Annotated in this window: 18 protein-coding genes; 10 read left to right on the forward strand and 8 right to left on the reverse strand. The window is 70.4% G+C overall.

Annotated features, from left to right (window positions below; translation table 11 throughout):
- The first annotated feature begins 61 nt into the window (after positions 1–61).
- From LY625_RS07820 to LY625_RS07835, 4 genes are all read left to right on the forward strand, one after another.
- The gene (locus LY625_RS07820; RefSeq protein WP_233739428.1) at positions 62–976 is read left to right on the forward strand and encodes a hypothetical protein; all 915 of its coding nucleotides are present in this window, start codon (positions 62–64) and stop codon (positions 974–976) included.
- A gap of 76 nt (positions 977–1,052) precedes the next feature.
- On the forward strand, positions 1,053–1,499 hold the full coding sequence (locus LY625_RS07825; RefSeq protein ID WP_233739430.1) for a DUF3887 domain-containing protein: 447 nt from the start codon (positions 1,053–1,055) through the stop codon (positions 1,497–1,499).
- 99 nt (positions 1,500–1,598) lie between these two features.
- Positions 1,599–2,423 (forward strand): M15 family metallopeptidase, encoded by an 825-nt coding sequence (locus LY625_RS07830; protein WP_233739439.1) that lies wholly within the window; start codon positions 1,599–1,601, stop codon positions 2,421–2,423.
- The gene (locus tag LY625_RS07835) at positions 2,420–2,674 is read left to right on the forward strand and encodes a hypothetical protein (RefSeq protein ID WP_233739441.1); all 255 of its coding nucleotides are present in this window, start codon (positions 2,420–2,422) and stop codon (positions 2,672–2,674) included. Before LY625_RS07830 ends, LY625_RS07835 begins: the two co-directional genes overlap by 4 nt.
- Before the next feature lie 28 nt (positions 2,675–2,702).
- Here LY625_RS07835 and LY625_RS07840 read toward each other — a convergent pair whose 3' ends face one another.
- The 5 genes from LY625_RS07840 to LY625_RS07860 form a co-directional block, all read right to left on the reverse strand.
- Positions 2,703–3,377 carry a DNA-3-methyladenine glycosylase 2 family protein gene (locus LY625_RS07840; protein WP_233739443.1) on the reverse strand — a complete coding sequence of 225 codons (675 nt, stop codon included), beginning with the start codon at positions 3,375–3,377 and terminating at the stop codon, positions 2,703–2,705.
- 1 nt (position 3,378) lies between these two features.
- On the reverse strand, positions 3,379–3,744 hold the full coding sequence (locus LY625_RS07845) for a DUF423 domain-containing protein (protein WP_233739445.1): 366 nt from the start codon (positions 3,742–3,744) through the stop codon (positions 3,379–3,381).
- A gap of 132 nt (positions 3,745–3,876) precedes the next feature.
- Entirely contained in the window at positions 3,877–5,007 is a 1,131-nt protein-coding gene (locus LY625_RS07850; protein ID WP_233739447.1) for an SRPBCC family protein, read from the reverse strand.
- Positions 5,008–5,130: 123 nt separating this feature from the next.
- Positions 5,131–5,781: a response regulator transcription factor gene (locus LY625_RS07855; protein ID WP_233739449.1), complete on the reverse strand. Its 651-nt coding sequence runs from the start codon at positions 5,779–5,781 to the stop codon at positions 5,131–5,133.
- Positions 5,778–6,980: a sensor histidine kinase gene (locus LY625_RS07860; RefSeq protein WP_233739451.1), complete on the reverse strand. Its 1,203-nt coding sequence runs from the start codon at positions 6,978–6,980 to the stop codon at positions 5,778–5,780. The genes LY625_RS07855 and LY625_RS07860 overlap by 4 nt, the downstream gene beginning before the upstream one ends.
- A 167-nt stretch (positions 6,981–7,147) precedes the next feature.
- Between LY625_RS07860 and LY625_RS07865 the strand changes: the two genes are divergently transcribed.
- The 6 genes from LY625_RS07865 to LY625_RS07890 all read left to right on the forward strand — a co-directional run bounded on the left by LY625_RS07865 (position 7,148) and on the right by LY625_RS07890 (position 12,347).
- Complete coding sequence (locus LY625_RS07865) at positions 7,148–7,753, forward strand: GNAT family N-acetyltransferase (RefSeq protein WP_233739453.1); 606 nt, start codon at positions 7,148–7,150, stop codon at positions 7,751–7,753.
- A complete protein-coding gene (gene minC, locus LY625_RS07870; RefSeq protein WP_233739455.1) occupies positions 7,750–8,526 on the forward strand; it encodes a septum site-determining protein MinC in 777 nt (258 codons plus the stop codon). Before LY625_RS07865 ends, minC begins: the two co-directional genes overlap by 4 nt.
- 130 nt (positions 8,527–8,656) lie before the next feature.
- On the forward strand, positions 8,657–9,466 hold the full coding sequence (gene minD / locus LY625_RS07875; protein WP_233739457.1) for a septum site-determining protein MinD: 810 nt from the start codon (positions 8,657–8,659) through the stop codon (positions 9,464–9,466).
- Between the two features lie 2 nt (positions 9,467–9,468).
- Positions 9,469–9,732 (forward strand): cell division topological specificity factor MinE, encoded by a 264-nt coding sequence (gene minE / locus LY625_RS07880; protein WP_233739459.1) that lies wholly within the window; start codon positions 9,469–9,471, stop codon positions 9,730–9,732.
- An 85-nt stretch (positions 9,733–9,817) separates the two neighbouring features.
- Complete coding sequence (locus LY625_RS07885; RefSeq protein ID WP_233739461.1) at positions 9,818–10,273, forward strand: hypothetical protein; 456 nt, start codon at positions 9,818–9,820, stop codon at positions 10,271–10,273.
- Positions 10,274–10,367: 94 nt separating this feature from the next.
- Entirely contained in the window at positions 10,368–12,347 is a 1,980-nt protein-coding gene (locus LY625_RS07890; protein ID WP_233739463.1) for a M2 family metallopeptidase, read from the forward strand.
- A 70-nt stretch (positions 12,348–12,417) separates the two neighbouring features.
- On the opposite strand, the gene LY625_RS07895 is transcribed toward LY625_RS07890, so the two are convergent.
- The 3 genes from LY625_RS07895 to LY625_RS07905 all read right to left on the reverse strand — a co-directional run bounded on the left by LY625_RS07895 (position 12,418) and on the right by LY625_RS07905 (position 15,425).
- Positions 12,418–13,641, reverse strand: a complete 1,224-nt coding sequence (locus LY625_RS07895; protein ID WP_233739465.1) for a multidrug effflux MFS transporter — start codon at positions 13,639–13,641, stop codon at positions 12,418–12,420.
- A 112-nt stretch (positions 13,642–13,753) separates the two neighbouring features.
- On the reverse strand, positions 13,754–14,386 hold the full coding sequence (locus tag LY625_RS07900; protein ID WP_233739474.1) for an NAD-dependent dehydratase: 633 nt from the start codon (positions 14,384–14,386) through the stop codon (positions 13,754–13,756).
- A 76-nt stretch (positions 14,387–14,462) separates the two neighbouring features.
- Positions 14,463–15,425 (reverse strand): cation transporter, encoded by a 963-nt coding sequence (locus tag LY625_RS07905; protein WP_233739476.1) that lies wholly within the window; start codon positions 15,423–15,425, stop codon positions 14,463–14,465.
- Positions 15,426–15,468: the final 43 nt, after the last annotated feature.

A 15,468-nucleotide genomic window follows, 5' to 3' on the forward strand; every position in this document is an offset into this window, starting at 1 on the left:
TAGCGGCTGCGGCCACCACCGGCCGGTTACGCCCGCCCCGGTCCATGCGATGCTTCGCCCGATGCCACCCACCCGTTCCTCCCTGCGCCTGCGCCTCGCCATTGCCGTCCTGGCGGCCATCGCCGTGCTGGCCGGTTGCCGGGCGGCGCCCGATACCTCCGGCACGACGCTGGCCGGGGTCCTGCTGGACATGCAGCTTCGCGAGATCAGCGGGCTGGCGGCCTCCACCCGGCACGAGGGCGTGCTGTGGCTGCATGACGATGGCGGCAACCCGGCGCGGCTGTTCGCGGTCACCACCAGCGGGCGCCGGCTGGCGAGCTTCAACGTCGACGGGGTGGTCAAGACCGACTGGGAGGACATGGAATCGTTCCGGCTCGACGGACGCAGCTACCTGCTGGTGGCCGACATCGGCGACAACGGCGGCCTGCGCCGCAGCCTGCAGCTGCACGTGTTCGAGGAACCCGCGGAGATCGCCAACGGCCGCCTGCGCCCGGCCTGGTCGATCGCGTTCCGCTGGCCCGACGGACCGCGCGATGCCGAGGCGGTCGCGGTCGACCCGGTCCGCGGGGAAGTCCTGCTGGTGTCCAAGAAGCGCCAGCCGCCGGAGCTGTTCGTGCTGCCGCTGCGTCCGCCCACCGTGCAGCTGCTGACCGCCCGGCCACAGGGCACGCTCTACGGCATGCCCGGCTTGGAGGACGGCGGGATCCCGGAAGGCCGCACCCCGCTGGCGCGCCAGGTCACCGCCGCCTCGCTGTCGCCCGACCGCCGCACCCTGGCGGTGATGACCTACCGCCACCTGCTGCTCTACCACCGCCGCGAGGGCCAGGACTGGGCCAACGCGGTGGCCGGCACCCCGCGCGTGCAGCCCCTGCCCTGGCTGCCACAGGCCGAAGCGCTGGGCTGGTCGGCCGACGGCAGCGCACTGTATGCCACCGGCGAATTCATCCCCGCGCCGCTGTACCGGATCACCCCGTGAGGCTTGCGGCGGCGGCTCCGGCCTGCTATCGCTAGCGCACTGCCGGGCCCGGCCCGCACCCACCAAGGAGTCGTAGATGCGCATGTTGCTTCCCGCCGCCCTCGCAGCGGCGCTGATCGCCACCGCCGGGATCAGCCACGCCGCCCCGCAGGACGCCGCGCCTGCCACCGCCGCCAACGCGACCGGAGCGCAGCAGACCGCGCTGCAGCTGCTCGACCGGCTCGACGCCGGCGACTACCCGGCGATCGAGGCCAGCTTCAACGACGAGATGCGCCAGCAGGTGCCCGGCGACCAGTTGCGCCAGATCTGGGAGTCGCTGCCGCAGCAGCTCGGTGCCGCCACCGGCCGCGGCGAGCCGCAGCAGGCCGAGCAGGGCGGTTACCAGGTCGTCATGGTGCCGTTGATGTACGAGCGCGGGGTCATCCTGGCCCAGACCGCGATCGATGCCGAAGGCCGGATCGCCGGTTTCCTGCTGCAGCCCGCGCAGCCTGCACCGGCGCAGGAGGCACCACCGCAGTCCTGACCGGGACCCGCATCCCCCCAGGGAAGCCGGCCACGCGCCGGCTTCCGTTTTTGTCCCCGACGGCTGGCGTAGCGCCCCGTGCGGCACTACCCTGCGCGCATGCGTGGGCAACCCCGGGTCCTGTACAACACCGCCGATATCGAGATCTGGCCGCAGGGCCTGCTGCGCGCGCGCGGCAACCATGACGCCCGCACGCTCGCCCGCGCCCGCCACGTGCTGCGCCGCAAGCGCGACGGCCGCTACCTGGCCGCCGACCTGGCCGGCGGCGTGCTGCCCCTGGTCGAGCGCCTGCCGCGCGAGCCAGGCATCGCCGACGCGCTCGACCTGCTCGATGCACTGCACGCCGCCCCGCCCGCCGATGCCCGCGACTTCGTCCGCGAACCGGGCGAGCTTCCGCTCAACCGGCTCCACGAGCGGCTCGAAGACCTGGGCCTGGATGCCGACGGGTACGCCGCGCGCACCGGCCTGGACCTGGTGCCCGAGCCCGCGCGGCTCGCGCTCGCCGGCTTCGACCGCTACCGCCGGCCGCTGTGGCTGGTCGAACCCGCCGCGCGGGCCTGGGACCACCTGCGGCGCGCCGCCGCCGCCGATGGCATCGTCCTGGAGGCGATCTCCGGCTACCGCAGCCACGATTACCAGCTCGGGATCTTCCGCCGCAAGCTCGACCGCGGGCAGAGCGTCGGGGAGATCCTGGCGGTCAACGCCGCGCCCGGCTTCAGCGAGCACCACTCCGGTCTGGCCCTGGACCTGTCCACGCCGGGCGAGCCGCCGGCCGAGGAATCCTTCGAAGCCACCGCGGCGTTCGCCTGGCTGCAGGCTCGGGCCCCGGCGCTGGGCTTCCACATGAGCTACCCGCGCGACAATCCGCACGGCATCGTCTACGAACCCTGGCACTGGCGCTTCGACACATGCAGCAAGGAATGATCCCGGCCCTGGTGGTCGCCGCCAGCAGCCTCCCGGCCTTCGTGCTGGCACGCAGCTTCGCCCGCAGCCACCCACGCCTGGGCACGCTGCTGCGTCTTGCCGGGCTGGCGATGCTCGCCGGCGGCGCCGGCCTGGCCTGGGCCGCCGGCGACCCGTCACGCACCCTCGCGGTCGCCCTGGCGCTGGCGCTGGCGATCAACGGCCTGGGTGTGTTCGTGCTGCTCGGAGTGCTGCGCCGCCGCCAGCGCTGACGTGGCTTCCGCGGCCGCGCCGGTCCGGTCATTCCTGCGAACGCGGAGTCGGCGCGCCGCCCTTGCCGGAGGCCTCATCGGCGATCCGCCACAGGTACAGCCCGGCATAGGTCCGGTACGGGCCCCAGCGCACGCCCCGCGCCGCGGCCTCACGCGCAGTCGGCAGGGCCTCCAGCCCGTCCACCGCCTGCAGGCCCTTGCGGATGCCCAGGTCGTCCACCGGCAGCACGTCGGGCCGGCCGAGGCGGAACATCAGCATCATCTCGACCGTCCAGCGCCCGATGCCGCGCACCGCCACCAGCGCGTCGATGATCGCCTGCTCGTCCATCCACGCCAGCTTGCGGGGACCGGGGATCCCGCCGTCCGCCTCGCGCCGGCTCAGGTCGCGCAGCGCCAGCACCTTGTTGCCCGAGACGCCGCAGGCACGCAGGGTGGCGTCATCGACCCGGCCCAGGGTGTCGGCATGCAGGCGCCGACTGCCGATCGCGTCCTCGACCCGGCCGGTGATGGTCGCCGCGGCCTTGCCGCTGAGCTGCTGGTACAGGATCGAACGGGCCAGCGCGTCGACCGGGTCGAAGCTGCGGCGCCAGCGTGGATCCGGGGCGATCGGCCCGATCCGCTGCATCCAGCGCGCCAGCCGCCGATCCTGCTGCAGGTGCGCATGGGCCGCCGCGGTGTCGAAGCCGCGGGAATGGCGGGCCACCTCAGCGCCTCGCCGCGTCGACCGCCCAGGCCAGCCAGGACACGATCATCAGTATCCCGCCCAGTGGCGCGGCGGCCGACGACCAGCCCAGCAGCCGGGCACCGGCGACGCTGCCGGAAAACAGCACGGTCCCCAGCAGCAGCCCGAGCAGTGCCCAGCGCCCCGGCCGGCGTGCCGCGCGGGGCGCCAGCGCCGCCAACGCGATGCCATGGCCGAACAGGAACAGTGCCGCCGAACGCAGCGCCTCGCGCGCCTCCGGCGCACCGGCGTGGGACGCATACGCAGCCAACGCGACCGATAGCGCGGCCATGACCGCCCCGGCAGCCGCGAGGCCGCGGCCCGCACCCGCCCCGGCCCTTCCTTCCATGTCCACATTCCCCACGGTCGCTGTCTCCCTGCAGGCTCCCGCCGATTCTGCCGCCACCGGGCCGGCCTGACAAAAAAACGCGCCGCGGGGGTCCGCGGCGCGTCGGGTACTACCAGCCTTCCGGGCCGAGGCTCAGCGAAGGCCCCAGTAAGCCTGGAACTCGCCTTCCTCGGTGAAGCTGTCGTCGATGCCCTTCATCCACTCCTCGTACGGCCGGCCGGCGGTCTCGTACCCCTGGGTCAGGACCCAGGCACGCAGGGTGTCGCGCACGCGTGGCAGGGTGGCCATATGCCCGGAGAACGGCACCATCGCCTCCTTCTGGGCCTCGACGAACTCGTGCTCCACGGGGCCCTCGAGCTTGATCTCCAGCTTGCCGGCGGGCGCCTGGGCAGCGGCTTCGGCGCGGGCCTGGTCGGCCTCCACGTCCTCGCCGTCCTCGACCGCGGTCTCGGTGGAGGCGCCGCTCGCCTTGCGCACCGGCTGGGCGACGTCGAACGAGTAGTTCTCGGCCCCGAATTCGTTGGTGATGATGCGCAGCGGACCGGCCGGCTCCAGGCCGTTGCTCTTCATGACCTTCTCGATCCACTGCATGTTGTTGTTCATGGTGCGCTGGACGACGTCGTTGTTGCGCTCCACGGCCGCGGTCACCACCAGCAGGTTGGTGGCCGGGCGGTCGACCAGCTTCGGCGCGACCTCGAACTCGTTGTAGTCGTAGTTCGGCACCGCGGCCAGCATGTTGGTCAGGCGCTGCAGGCCCATCTTCATGGCCTCGCCGGTGCCCGAGCTGACGTACAGGCCCGAGTAACGACCCAGCAGGTTCATGCCGTAGTCGATGTCATAGGTCTGGGTGATCTTGACGTTGCGGTTGTTGCGGCCGGTCGGGGTGAGCGTGAAGGTCGTGACCTTGTCCTGGCCGCGCTCCTCGTCGGTGATGGCGTAGGTGACGCTCTTGCCCGGCACCGCTTCGACGATCTCCCAGCTGCCCTTGCCCAGTCCCTCCAACTCGGAGGTGTAGTCCAGGCGGGCGCCGACGCCGGAGGCGTTGTCGGAGACCCGGATGTCCATGTTGGGATCGCGCAGCGGCAGCACGTTCCACTGGGCGAACCGGCTGAAGCTGCTGATCGTGTCGTAGACGATCGAGATGTTGCGGTTGGTCTCGACCGAGTGCTCGACGTGGCGGTGCGACGGCAGAAGGAAGCCGACCACGATGAAAATCACGGCAACGATGGCCAGCGAAATCAGGAATTCAATGAAGCGGGTCATGTGTTCTCCAGGGCCGGACCCAGGATGGGACGAGGGCGCAGACGCGCAATGCTAGCAAGGTTCTGCGGTCCGGCGCAGCCTCGGGGAACCATGCCGAATCAGGTCTTTCGCACCCGGGAGGCATTACACCAGCTTCAGTTCGAAGGCCTTGAGCACCGCCCGCGTCCGGTCCCGGACCCCCAGCTTGGACAGGATATTGGACACGTGGTTCTTGATCGTGCCCTCGGCCACCCCCAGCGAGTTGGCGATTTCCTTGTTCGAAAAGCCCCCGGCCATCAGCCGCAGGATCTCGGTTTCGCGCTCGGTCAGCGGGTCCGGCTGGTCGAGGCTGACGAACTGGTTGCGCATGTGCTCCAGTCCCGACAGCAGCCGCTGGCTCATCGCCGGCTGCACCAGCGAACCCCCGGCGGCGACCGTCTGGATCGCATCGACCAGCTGTTCCAGCGAGACATCCTTGAGCAGGAAGCCCTTGGCGCCCGCCTTCAGTCCGGCCAGCACCAGCTGGTCGTCGTCGAACGTGGTGAGGATGATGGTCGGCGGCAGCTGGCCGCTACGCGCCAGTGCCTGCAGGGCCTCCAGTCCGGACATCACCGGCATGCGCATGTCCATCAGCACCACGTCGGGCGCGGCCTCCGGGATCGTCTCCACCGCCTGCTTGCCGTCCGCCGCCTCGGCCACCACCTCGATGCCCTCGGCCAGCGACAGCAGCGAACGCACCCCCTGCCGCACCAGCGTCTGGTCATCGACCAACATGACCCGTATCGGTCCGCTCATCCCCGTGCTCCTTCCCCGGCGGCCGCGACCGCGTCCGACACCGGAACCTCGATGTGCAGGCGGAAACCCGCCCGCGCCCTTGTCTCCACCCTGACCGTCCCACCGACCTGGGCCAGCCGCTCACGCATCCCCCGCAAGCCGTTGCCGGCCCGCAGCTGGTCGGTGCCGCGACCGTCGTCGCGGGCATCCATCAGCACCCACCCGTCCTCCAGCCTCGCGCCGAGCCACAGGTTGCCGGCGCCGGCATGGCGCACCACGTTGGTGATGATCTCCTGCGTACAGCGCAGCAGCACGTGGGCCCGCTCCGGGTCGTCCAGGTTCAGCGGCGACTGGATGTCCATGTGGATGTCCAGTGCCGGCACGTTTTCGGCCAACGGCCGCAGGGCCGCCGACAGGTCGATGGTACCGCCCTCGCGCAGGTGGCTGACAGCCTCGCGTACGTCGGTCAACAGCAGCCGTGCCAGCGTATGGGCCTGCTGCACGTGCTCCTTCGGCCGTCCCTCCACCAGGTGCCCGGCGACCTCCAGGTTCAGGCTCAGCGCGGTCAGGTGGTGGCCCAGCAGGTCGTGCAGCTCCCGCGAGATGCGGGTGCGCTCGTTGACCCGGGCGCTCTCGGCCAGCAGCCGGCGGGTAGCGCGCAGCTCGGCGTTGAGCCGGCGCTGCTCCTCGCGGGCCTCGGTCTGCTGGCGCGCCACCAGCGCGGTGACGAACACGAAACTGGAAAAACCCGCGTACAGCAACGACTGCGCCGCGGCGATCAGCACCGGGAACTCCATCACGGTGACGAACACCGGGATCGCCGCCAGGTTGCTGGCCACCAGCCAGGCCACGCCCGGCGCCAGCGGCAGCAGCCACGGCAGCAGTCCGGCCATCACCATCAGCAGCACGCTCCCGAGCCCGGAGCCGGAGAACACGCTGACCCCGATCGCACAGGCCGTCAGCACCAGCAGTGCGACGTTGTCCAGCGCCCCATGGCGGCGCCGGCCCAGGTCCCGACTGATCCACCAGTAGACGATCCCGAACGACAGATACACCGCGGTCCAGCGCGCGACCAGCACGGCGAAGGGGTGCGAGCCGGCCTGCAGCGCCGCCGCCGCACCGGGATCGAGCCACAGTTGGACCAGCCAGAAACCGGTCATCGCCCAGGTGAACAGGCCGGCCCAGCGCAACAGTCGGGTGTGGTTCAGGGGACCCATCATCACGCCATCCTAATGGCATCGCGCGGCTCCGGGGTGCCCGGAAGCCGGCGCCTGAACAGGTTCCGCGCCCATGTCCGCAGGCGTGGGCAACTCGCGGCCCGCGAAGGGCCCATGCGATAATCCCGGCGATGACGCCCCTGCGCCAACCGCCCACCCTGGAGACCGGAATGTCGATCGTCATCCGCGACGTGCGCGAGCATGAGCTGGATTCCGTACTGGCACTCAACAACGCCGCGGGCCCCACGATCCTTCCCATGGATGCAGCGCGCCTGCGCCACTTCTACGACACCGCCGAGTACTTCCGGGTCGCCGAGCGCGACGGCAACCTGGCCGGCTTCCTGATCGGCGTTGGCAGTGGCAGCGACCACGACTCCAGCAACTTCCGCTGGTTCCGCGAGCGCCACGACGACTTCTTCTATATCGACCGGGTAGTGGTGGCGAGCCGCCGCCGCGGTGGCGGCGTGGGCCGTGCGTTCTACGCCGACGCCCAGAGCTACGCCGAGCCGCGCTATCCGCAGGTGGCCTGCGAGGTGTTCCTGGAAGACGGATCGAACCCGGTCCTGCTGTTCCACGGGACCTTCGGTTTCCGCGAGATCGGCCAGCACGTCATGTCCGACACCGGTCGCCGCGCGGCGATGCTGATGAAGGACCTGGACAGCCACGCCTGGATCGCCGGGGCCTATGGCGACACCCTGCCCGATGTCGCCTGGCTGCGGCCGCGCCGGCTGCCCGATGCCGCCGAGGCCCCGCGTTCGACCGGGACCGACGCATGAGCACCGTACCGATGGATTACGAGCAGGCCGGCGAGCTGAAGATCGGCCAGGTCGGGATCGCCAACCTGCGCATCCGCAGCCTGGATCCGGCACGCCTGGCCGACGAGATGGCCGCCCGCGTGCGCCGCGCGCCCAGCATGTTCGATCGTGCCGCGGTGGTGTTGGACTTCGGCGGCCTGAGCCAGGTACCCGATGCGGCCACGGCCCGCGAGCTGGTCGAGGCCCTGCGCGGCGCCGGAGTACTCCCGGTCGCGCTGGCCTACGGCAGCAGCGACACCGACCGGCTGGCCCGCGACCTGGGGCTGCCGTTGCTGGCCAAGTTCCGCGCGCAGTACGAGCGCGACCCGGGCGCAGTGTCGGCGCCGGCGCCGGCTGCCCCGCCGGCCGCTGCGGCACCCTCTCCCGAGCCGCCCCCCCGGACCACGGCAACCGCGGTGGCACCCGGCATGGTCCACGCGCCGCTGGTGCGCTCGGGACAGCAGGTCTACGCCGACAACCGCGACCTGACGGTCCTGGCCGGCGTCGGCGCCGGCGCCGAGGTGATCGCCGATGGCTCGGTGCACATCTACGGCCCGCTGCGCGGCCGCGCCCTGGCCGGCGCCCAGGGCAACGAGCAGGCACGCATCTTCTGCAACGAGTTCCACGCCGAGCTGGTCGCCATCGCCGGCCACTACAAGGTGATGGAAGACCTGCCGGCCGCCCTGCGCGGCAAGCCGGTGCAGGTCTGGCTGCAGGACGGCCAGCTGCACATCGCGCCCCAGGGCACACAGTGAGCCCGAAAACGGGCATCCTGTCGCAGTCCCGCGGCCCGTCCGCGGCAAACAACACAACCCCGATCCCGCGTGCCCGGTGCTTCCCCCGCCCGCGCCGGCGCGCATTGAACCCGTTCCGGAGGAACCGAACTTGACCGAAATCATCGTAGTCACCTCGGGCAAGGGTGGCGTGGGCAAGACCACCAGCAGCGCCTCCATCGCCTGCGGCCTTGCCCGGCGCGGCCACAAGGTCGCGGTCATCGACTTCGACGTCGGCCTGCGCAACCTCGACCTGATCATGGGCTGCGAGCGCCGCGTGGTGTACGACTTCGTCAACGTCGTCAACGGCGAGTCCTCGCTCAAGCAGTCCCTGATCAAGGACAAGCGCTTCGAGAACCTCTACATCCTTGCCGCCTCGCAGACCCGCGACAAGGACGCGCTGACCACCGAAGGCGTGGAGCGCGTGCTCAAGGAACTGGAGGAGGACGGCTTCGACTACATCATCGCCGACTCCCCCGCGGGCATCGAGAAGGGCGCCTTCCTGGCCATGTACTACGCCGACCAGGCGGTGGTGGTGGTCAATCCCGAGGTCTCCTCGGTGCGCGACTCCGACCGCATCCTCGGCCTGCTGGCCAGCAAGACCCGCAAGGCCGAACAGGGCGAGCGGATCAAGGAGCACCTGCTGCTGACCCGCTACAGCCCGAACCGCGTCGAGACCGGCGAGATGCTCAGCGTGGCCGATGTCGAGGAGATCCTCGGCATCAAGACCATCGGCGTGGTTCCCGAATCCACCGACGTGCTCAACGCCTCCAACAAGGGCGAGCCGGTGATCCTCGACAACGAGACCGACGCCGCACAGGCCTACGACGACGCGGTGGCACGCCTGCTCGGCGACACCCGGCCGATGCGCTTTGTCACACCCGGCAAGAAGGGGTTCTTCAGCAAGATCTTCGGAGGCTGAGCATGGGCATGTTCGACTTCCTGCTGGCCAGGAAACAGACCGCGGCGGTCGCCAAGGACCGCCTGCGCATCATCGTCGCGCACGAGCGCGCCAGCCGCGGTGGCCCGGACTACCTGCCGATGCTGCAGCGCGAGCTGCTGGAAGTCATCCGCAAGTACGTCAGCGTCGACGCCGAGGCGGTCAAGGTCGACCTGGTCGGCGACGGCGACAACAAGGTGCTGGACATCTCGGTCTCCCTCCCCGAGAACGGCGCCCCGGCCGCCTGACAGCCGCGCCGCGCAGCTCCGTGATGCCCGCGCAGGCGGGCATCCATGGACGTTCCGCCCGCAACCGGAATGTCCCGGACACCTCATGCTCCTCCTTTCAGATACCGGCTTCGACGCGCCGGCCGCCCTGCTCGCCCGCTACGGCCTCGAACTGGTGCGCGTGCCCGACGGCGAGCCGATCCCCGGCAGCTACTGGGGCGGGTGCGAGGCCGGCCTGATCGGCAACCGTGTCCACGCGCGCGCGGACACGCCGGTGCACTCGCTGCTGCACGAGGCCGGCCACCTGATCGTGCTGCCACCGCAGCGGCGGGCGGCGGTCCATACCGATGCCACCGATTCGGTCGAGGAAGAAGACGCGACCTGCTACCTGCAGATCCTGCTCGCCGACGAGTTGCCCGGCGTCGGCCGTGACCGGCTGATGGCGGACATGGATGCCTGGGGCTACACCTTCCGCCTGGGATCGGCGCGTGCCTGGTTCGAGCGCGATGCCGACGATGCCCGGGCGTGGCTCGAACAACGCTCGCTGCTGCCGCACGCATGACACGCCGGCGGCGGCGGGGCTATTGCGCCCTGCGGGCCGGTGCCACTAGCCTGCATGCGTTGCGCCCGCCTGGGCGCCCGCCGGAGAGAACGCCGTGAAGCCACGCAACCGCCTGCTCGTGCTCGCCATCGCGGCGGGCATCGCCCTCACCGCCTGCGACCGCGCACCCTCGCCGGGCGCGGAGGGACAACAGGCCCGCACCGGCGGCGAACGGCAGGCGGACGGCGAGGAGACCGCCGACCAGTTCATCGCCCGCGTCAACGACGAAATCATGGCGATGTACCCGGAGATCACCACGCCGCAGTGGCTCTCCTCGACCTACATCAACGACGACACCCAGCTGCTGTCGGCCAAGGCCAACGAACGCTACCTGGCGCAGCTCAACAGGTGGATCGAGGAGTCGCGGCGTTTCGAGGGCCAGCAGATGAGCCCGGAGACCGCGCGCGCAATACAGCTGCTGCGCCTGGGCACCTCGATGCCGGCGCCTTCCGATCCCGCCCAGCTGGCCGAGCTGACCCGCATCGCCAGCCGCATGGAAGGCATGTACGGGGCCGGCGAGTACTGCACCGGCGAGGGCAACGCGCGCCAGTGCCGCCAGCTCGGCGAACTCGAGGACGTGCTGCGCGATAACCGCGACTACGACGCCCAGCTGGACGCCTGGCGCGGCTGGCACACCATCTCCCAGCCCATGCGCGAGGACTACGCGCGCTTCGTGGAGCTGGTCAACGCCGGTGCCGACGAGCTCGGTTTCGCCGACGCCGGGGAGATGTGGCGTTCGTCCTACGACATGAGCCCGGCCGAGCTGTCGGCCGAGACCGACCGCCTGTGGAACCAGGTCCGGCCGCTCTACGAGCAGCTGCACTGCTATGCCGGCACCCGCCTGGATGCACGCTATGGCGGGGAGCGCGGGCACGTGGACGGCGGGCTGCTGCCGGCCCACCTGATGGGCAACATGTGGCAGCAGGACTGGAGCAACCTGTGGGACATGCTGGCGCCCTACCCCGGTGCCGGCAGCCTGGACATCACCGGCGCCCTGGAGTCGCGTTACCAGCAGATCCACGCCGGCCGGATCGCGCAGTACAGCGGCGAGCGCAGCCCGGCGGCGCTGGCCGACCTGGAACAGGAGGCGAAGGACGCCTCGGCCCGGCAGATGACCCGCCGCGCGGAGGATTTCTACACCTCCCTGGGCATGCCCAAGCTGCCTGACAGCTACTGGCAGAACACCCAGTTCATCAAGCCCCGCGATCGCGACGTGGTCTGCCACGCCAGCGCCTGGGACATCGACATGAAGGGCGACGTGCGCACCAAGATGTGCATCAAGCCCAACGAGGAAGAGTTCACCACGATCTACCACGAGCTGGGCCACGTCTATTACTACCTGGCCTACAACGACAAGCCGCCGCTGTTCCAGACCGGTGCCCACGACGGCTTCCACGAGGCCATCGGCGACACCATCGTGCTGGCGATGACCCCGAAGTACCTGGAGTCGATCGACCTGATGGACGCGCAGCAGCAGACCGACGAGGCGCTGATCAATGCCCAGATGCGCATGGCGCTGTCGAAGGTGGCCTTCCTGCCCTTCGGGCTGATGATCGACCGCTGGCGCTGGGGCGTGTTCGACGGCTCCATCACCCCGGACAACTACAACCAGTCGTGGTGGGACCTGAAGGCGAAGTACCAGGGCGTGGCCCCGGTGGACGCGCGCGGCGAGGAGTTCTTCGACCCGGGCGCCAAGTACCACGTACCGGGCAACACCCCGTACACCCGCTACTTCCTGGCGCACATCCTGCAGTTCCAGTTCTACAAGTCGCTGTGCGACGCGGCCGGCTTCGATGGCCCGCTGCACGAGTGCAGCTTCTACGGCAACAAGGCCGCCGGCGGGAAGCTGCAGGCGATGCTGGCGCACGGTGCCAGCCAGCCGTGGCAGGACACCCTGGCCGAGCTGACCGGCGAGGGCAAGATGGATGCCTCGGCGGTGCTGGAGTACTTCGCCCCGCTGCAGGAATGGCTCAGGGAACAGAACGAGGGACGCACCTGCGGGTGGTCGGCGCCACCGGCGCCTGCGCGGGGCTGAGCAAGTGATCCGGGGGCGCTCCGCTACCCGGTCGACTGTCAGCGGCCCGGCGCGATACGCCGCCACGCGGCTATTGCGCCCGGCGGATTTCCCACGTCCAGAAGGCCCAGCCCAGCACCATCAGCGTCGCCGCCGCGGCGGTCAGCCACAGCGCGCTGTGGCTCAGCCAGGGCGACACGATTCCCGCCAGCACCGAGTTGAGGACCAGCGTGGTGAAGGCCTGCATCGACGAGGCCGAACCGCGGTGGCGCGGGAACAGGTCCAGGATCAGCAGGGTGACCACCGGGAACACCAGCGCGATGCCGAAGGCGTTCAGGGCCACCGGCAACACCGCCCACGGCACCTGGGGCGCGTCGACCAGCAGGTTGTAGCCCAGCCCAATGGCCATCGCCACCGCCGAGACCCCGAAGCCCAGGGCCACCTGCCGGCGCGGCTCCACCCGGCCCGCCATGCGCCCGGAAAGCCACGCCCCCAGCATCATCCCGGCGATCATCGGCACGAAGAACCAGTGGAAGTCCTGCTCGCCCAGCGGCTCGCCACGCAACTGCAGCAGGTCGAGCACGAAGGCCGGCGCCGAGGCGATGAACAGGAACAGCGCACCGAAGTTGAACGCCGCCGCCGCGGCCAGCCGCCTGAAGTGCGTGTTGCCCGCGATCGTCCGGTAGTCGCCCCACAGGCCCCGCGGCGAGATCGAGGACCGCTCGGCGGGCGGCAGTGTCTCGGGCAGGCCGCGCCAGGTCACCAGCAGCAGCACCGCCGAGAACACGACCAGGAACCAGAAGATCGACGTCCAGTGCGACCAGCCGATCAGCCAGCCGCCGATGATCGGCGCGATCGCCGGGGCGACACCGAAGATCATCGACACCTGGCTCATCAGCCGCTGCGCCGCCGCGCCCTCGAGCACGTCGCGGATCACCGCCCGGCCGACGATCAGGCCGGCACCCGCACTCAGGCCCTGCAGCACGCGGAACGCCAGCAGCGTGCCAAGCTCGGTCGAGAGCGCGCAGCCCACCGACGCCAGGGTAAACACCGACAGGCCACCCAGGATCACCCGCCGGCGCCCGAAGGCATCCGACAGCGGCCCATGGACGATGCTCATCACCGCGTAGGCCACCAGGTAGAAGCTGATGGTCTGCTGCATCGCCAGCTTGTCCGCGCCCAGCTCGCCACCCATCGCCGGGAACGCCGGAAAGATGGTGTCGATGGCGAACGGGCCGAACATCGACAGCCCGGCCAGCAGCAGGGCCAGGCGGCGGGTCGAAATGGAGGGCGTGGGCGCGGGAGACGTGGCCATCAGGCACGCACTCGCTGCCGGTGGAGCAACAGGCTCATGGGGGCTCCTTCAAGCGCGGCAGCATAGCAAGCTGAATGGGAACGCCCGCTGGCCCGGTGCGTTCCAGCCGGGGTTACACCAACTCCGCCGAAGCGACCACGTGGGTGCCCGGCTTGCCGTCAACCGCGGCCTCCAGAAGCCGGGCAGCGATCTTCTCCGCCGGATTGATCCGCCAGCGGCGGGGCACCAGGGGCCCCAGCACCCGGATCAACCGGCCGGCACGCCCCTCGCCCGGACGCGCGTCCTCGCGCCGACCGCCGATCAGGCCGGGCCGCACGAAGGTGAGGGAGCGGAAACCCAGCGCCTGCAACTCGTGCTCCAACTCGCCCTTGACCCGGTTGTAGAAGATCGCCGAGCCGGCGTGGGCGCCGATCGCGGAATTGAGGGCGAACACCTGCGTGCCGTGCTCCCGCGCCAGCCGCGCGACCGCGAGCGGGTACCCGAGGTCCACCTTCCGGAAGGCCTCCTTCGAGCCCGCCTGGCGCATCGTCGTCCCCAGCGTGCAGATGACCGCATCGGCCCGCCACCAGGGCGCGTCGGCCGGCAGCGCGTCGAAATCGACCACCGGCGCCAGCAGCTTGCGGTGACGCTGCTGCAGCGGCCGGCGGACAGGGGCAACGAGGGTGCGGACGCGCGGGTCCTCCAGCGCGAGGTCCAGGGCGTGGCGGCCGACCAGGCCGGTGCTACCGACATGCAGCAGGTTCATGGGGTGCCGCTCCAGGTGATGCGGGCATGCTACCGGGGGTTGATCACCGGCACCGTGACCCGCGGCCCGTCACCTGCTAGTCCGCCCACTCCGGGTCGGCCGTGAAGACGATCGTCAGCCACCGGTCCGGCGTATCGCCACCGATGGCCTCGCTGATCTCGTCGCGCAGCCGGTCCCACTCCTCCACTGTCCTGGCCGGCTCGCCGGGCGGGACGATGAAGGCGATCTCGATCTGGCGCCCGCGCCCGACCTTCGCCACGTACGCGCGGTAGTCCAGGAAGCCGTGGACGGCGACGATCTCGCCCGCCACCGTGTCCACGTGGTGCTTCAGGTCTGCCGGCGTGACCAGCAGGATGTCGGCCAGGGACTGCCGGATCGTGCCCAGCGGCATCGGGATGATGACCAGGCACACCAGCGCCAGCACCGCCGGATCGATGTAGGGGGTGGCCCAGTCCAGCGCCGTGCCTTCCAGCACCCATCCCCCTGCGAAGGCGACCAGCAGTGCAGCGGCGATCAGGCCCGACATCAGCCAGCCCTTGGCGTCGAGCCCGACGAAGCCGGAACGGATGCGGCGGTTGGCGCGCAACTGGAACAGCCACATCGCGAAGCTCACCACCGTGGTGAGGGCCGCATAGCCCAAGGCGAGCCCGAAGTGGACTTCGCGCCCCCCGACCAGGAACGAGTCGATGGCGTTGATCAGCGCGTAGACCGCGGCCCCGGTGAGCAGCAGCGCATCGACCCCGAGCACGATCGGCTCCAGGTGCCAGAAACCCATGGTGAAGTGGTCGACCAGGCGCTTGTTGCGCAGCCCGCCGGCGTTGGAGGCGGCGATCAGGCGGACCACCAGCAGCGCGGCCATGGTCATGCAGGCATCGATCAGCGAGAACACGCCGTCGAAGATGATCGCGAAGGAGCCCGACAGCAGCCCGAAGACGATGCCCAGGGCAGCGAACAGCACGACCACGATGATCGAGATGCGCAGCAGGCCCTGCTCGGTGCCTGGGCCAAGCTGCCACCGGGATTCGGCTTCGACCGCCATGGGCGCCTTCCGTGCGGCGCCGTCTCGGCGCCCTGTCGCCATA

The organism is Lysobacter sp. GX 14042, assembly GCF_021390425.1.
Lineage (GTDB): Bacteria > Pseudomonadota > Gammaproteobacteria > Xanthomonadales > Xanthomonadaceae > Novilysobacter.

Bases quoted from the DNA above. Each gene is read 5' to 3' on its own strand.
- LY625_RS07835 (WP_233739441.1), top strand. From the start codon at position 2,420: ATGATCCCGGCCCTGGTGGTCGCCGCCAGCAGCCTCCCGGCCTTCGTG.
- LY625_RS07885 (WP_233739461.1), top strand. From the start codon at position 9,818: ATGCTCCTCCTTTCAGATACCGGCTTCGACGCGCCGGCCGCCCTGCTC.
- LY625_RS07845 (WP_233739445.1), bottom strand. From the start codon at position 3,744: ATGGAAGGAAGGGCCGGGGCGGGTGCGGGCCGCGGCCTCGCGGCTGCC.
- LY625_RS07855 (WP_233739449.1), bottom strand. From the start codon at position 5,781: ATGAGCGGACCGATACGGGTCATGTTGGTCGATGACCAGACGCTGGTG.
- LY625_RS07905 (WP_233739476.1), bottom strand. From the start codon at position 15,425: ATGGCGGTCGAAGCCGAATCCCGGTGGCAGCTTGGCCCAGGCACCGAG.
- minE (WP_233739459.1), top strand. From the start codon at position 9,469: ATGGGCATGTTCGACTTCCTGCTGGCCAGGAAACAGACCGCGGCGGTC.
- minC (WP_233739455.1), top strand. From the start codon at position 7,750: ATGAGCACCGTACCGATGGATTACGAGCAGGCCGGCGAGCTGAAGATC.
- LY625_RS07860 (WP_233739451.1), bottom strand. From the start codon at position 6,980: ATGATGGGTCCCCTGAACCACACCCGACTGTTGCGCTGGGCCGGCCTG.
- LY625_RS07850 (WP_233739447.1), bottom strand. From the start codon at position 5,007: ATGACCCGCTTCATTGAATTCCTGATTTCGCTGGCCATCGTTGCCGTG.
- LY625_RS07900 (WP_233739474.1), bottom strand. From the start codon at position 14,386: ATGAACCTGCTGCATGTCGGTAGCACCGGCCTGGTCGGCCGCCACGCC.
- LY625_RS07895 (WP_233739465.1), bottom strand. From the start codon at position 13,641: ATGGCCACGTCTCCCGCGCCCACGCCCTCCATTTCGACCCGCCGCCTG.
- LY625_RS07825 (WP_233739430.1), top strand. From the start codon at position 1,053: ATGCGCATGTTGCTTCCCGCCGCCCTCGCAGCGGCGCTGATCGCCACC.
- LY625_RS07820 (WP_233739428.1), top strand. From the start codon at position 62: ATGCCACCCACCCGTTCCTCCCTGCGCCTGCGCCTCGCCATTGCCGTC.
- LY625_RS07830 (WP_233739439.1), top strand. From the start codon at position 1,599: ATGCGTGGGCAACCCCGGGTCCTGTACAACACCGCCGATATCGAGATC.
- LY625_RS07865 (WP_233739453.1), top strand. From the start codon at position 7,148: ATGTCGATCGTCATCCGCGACGTGCGCGAGCATGAGCTGGATTCCGTA.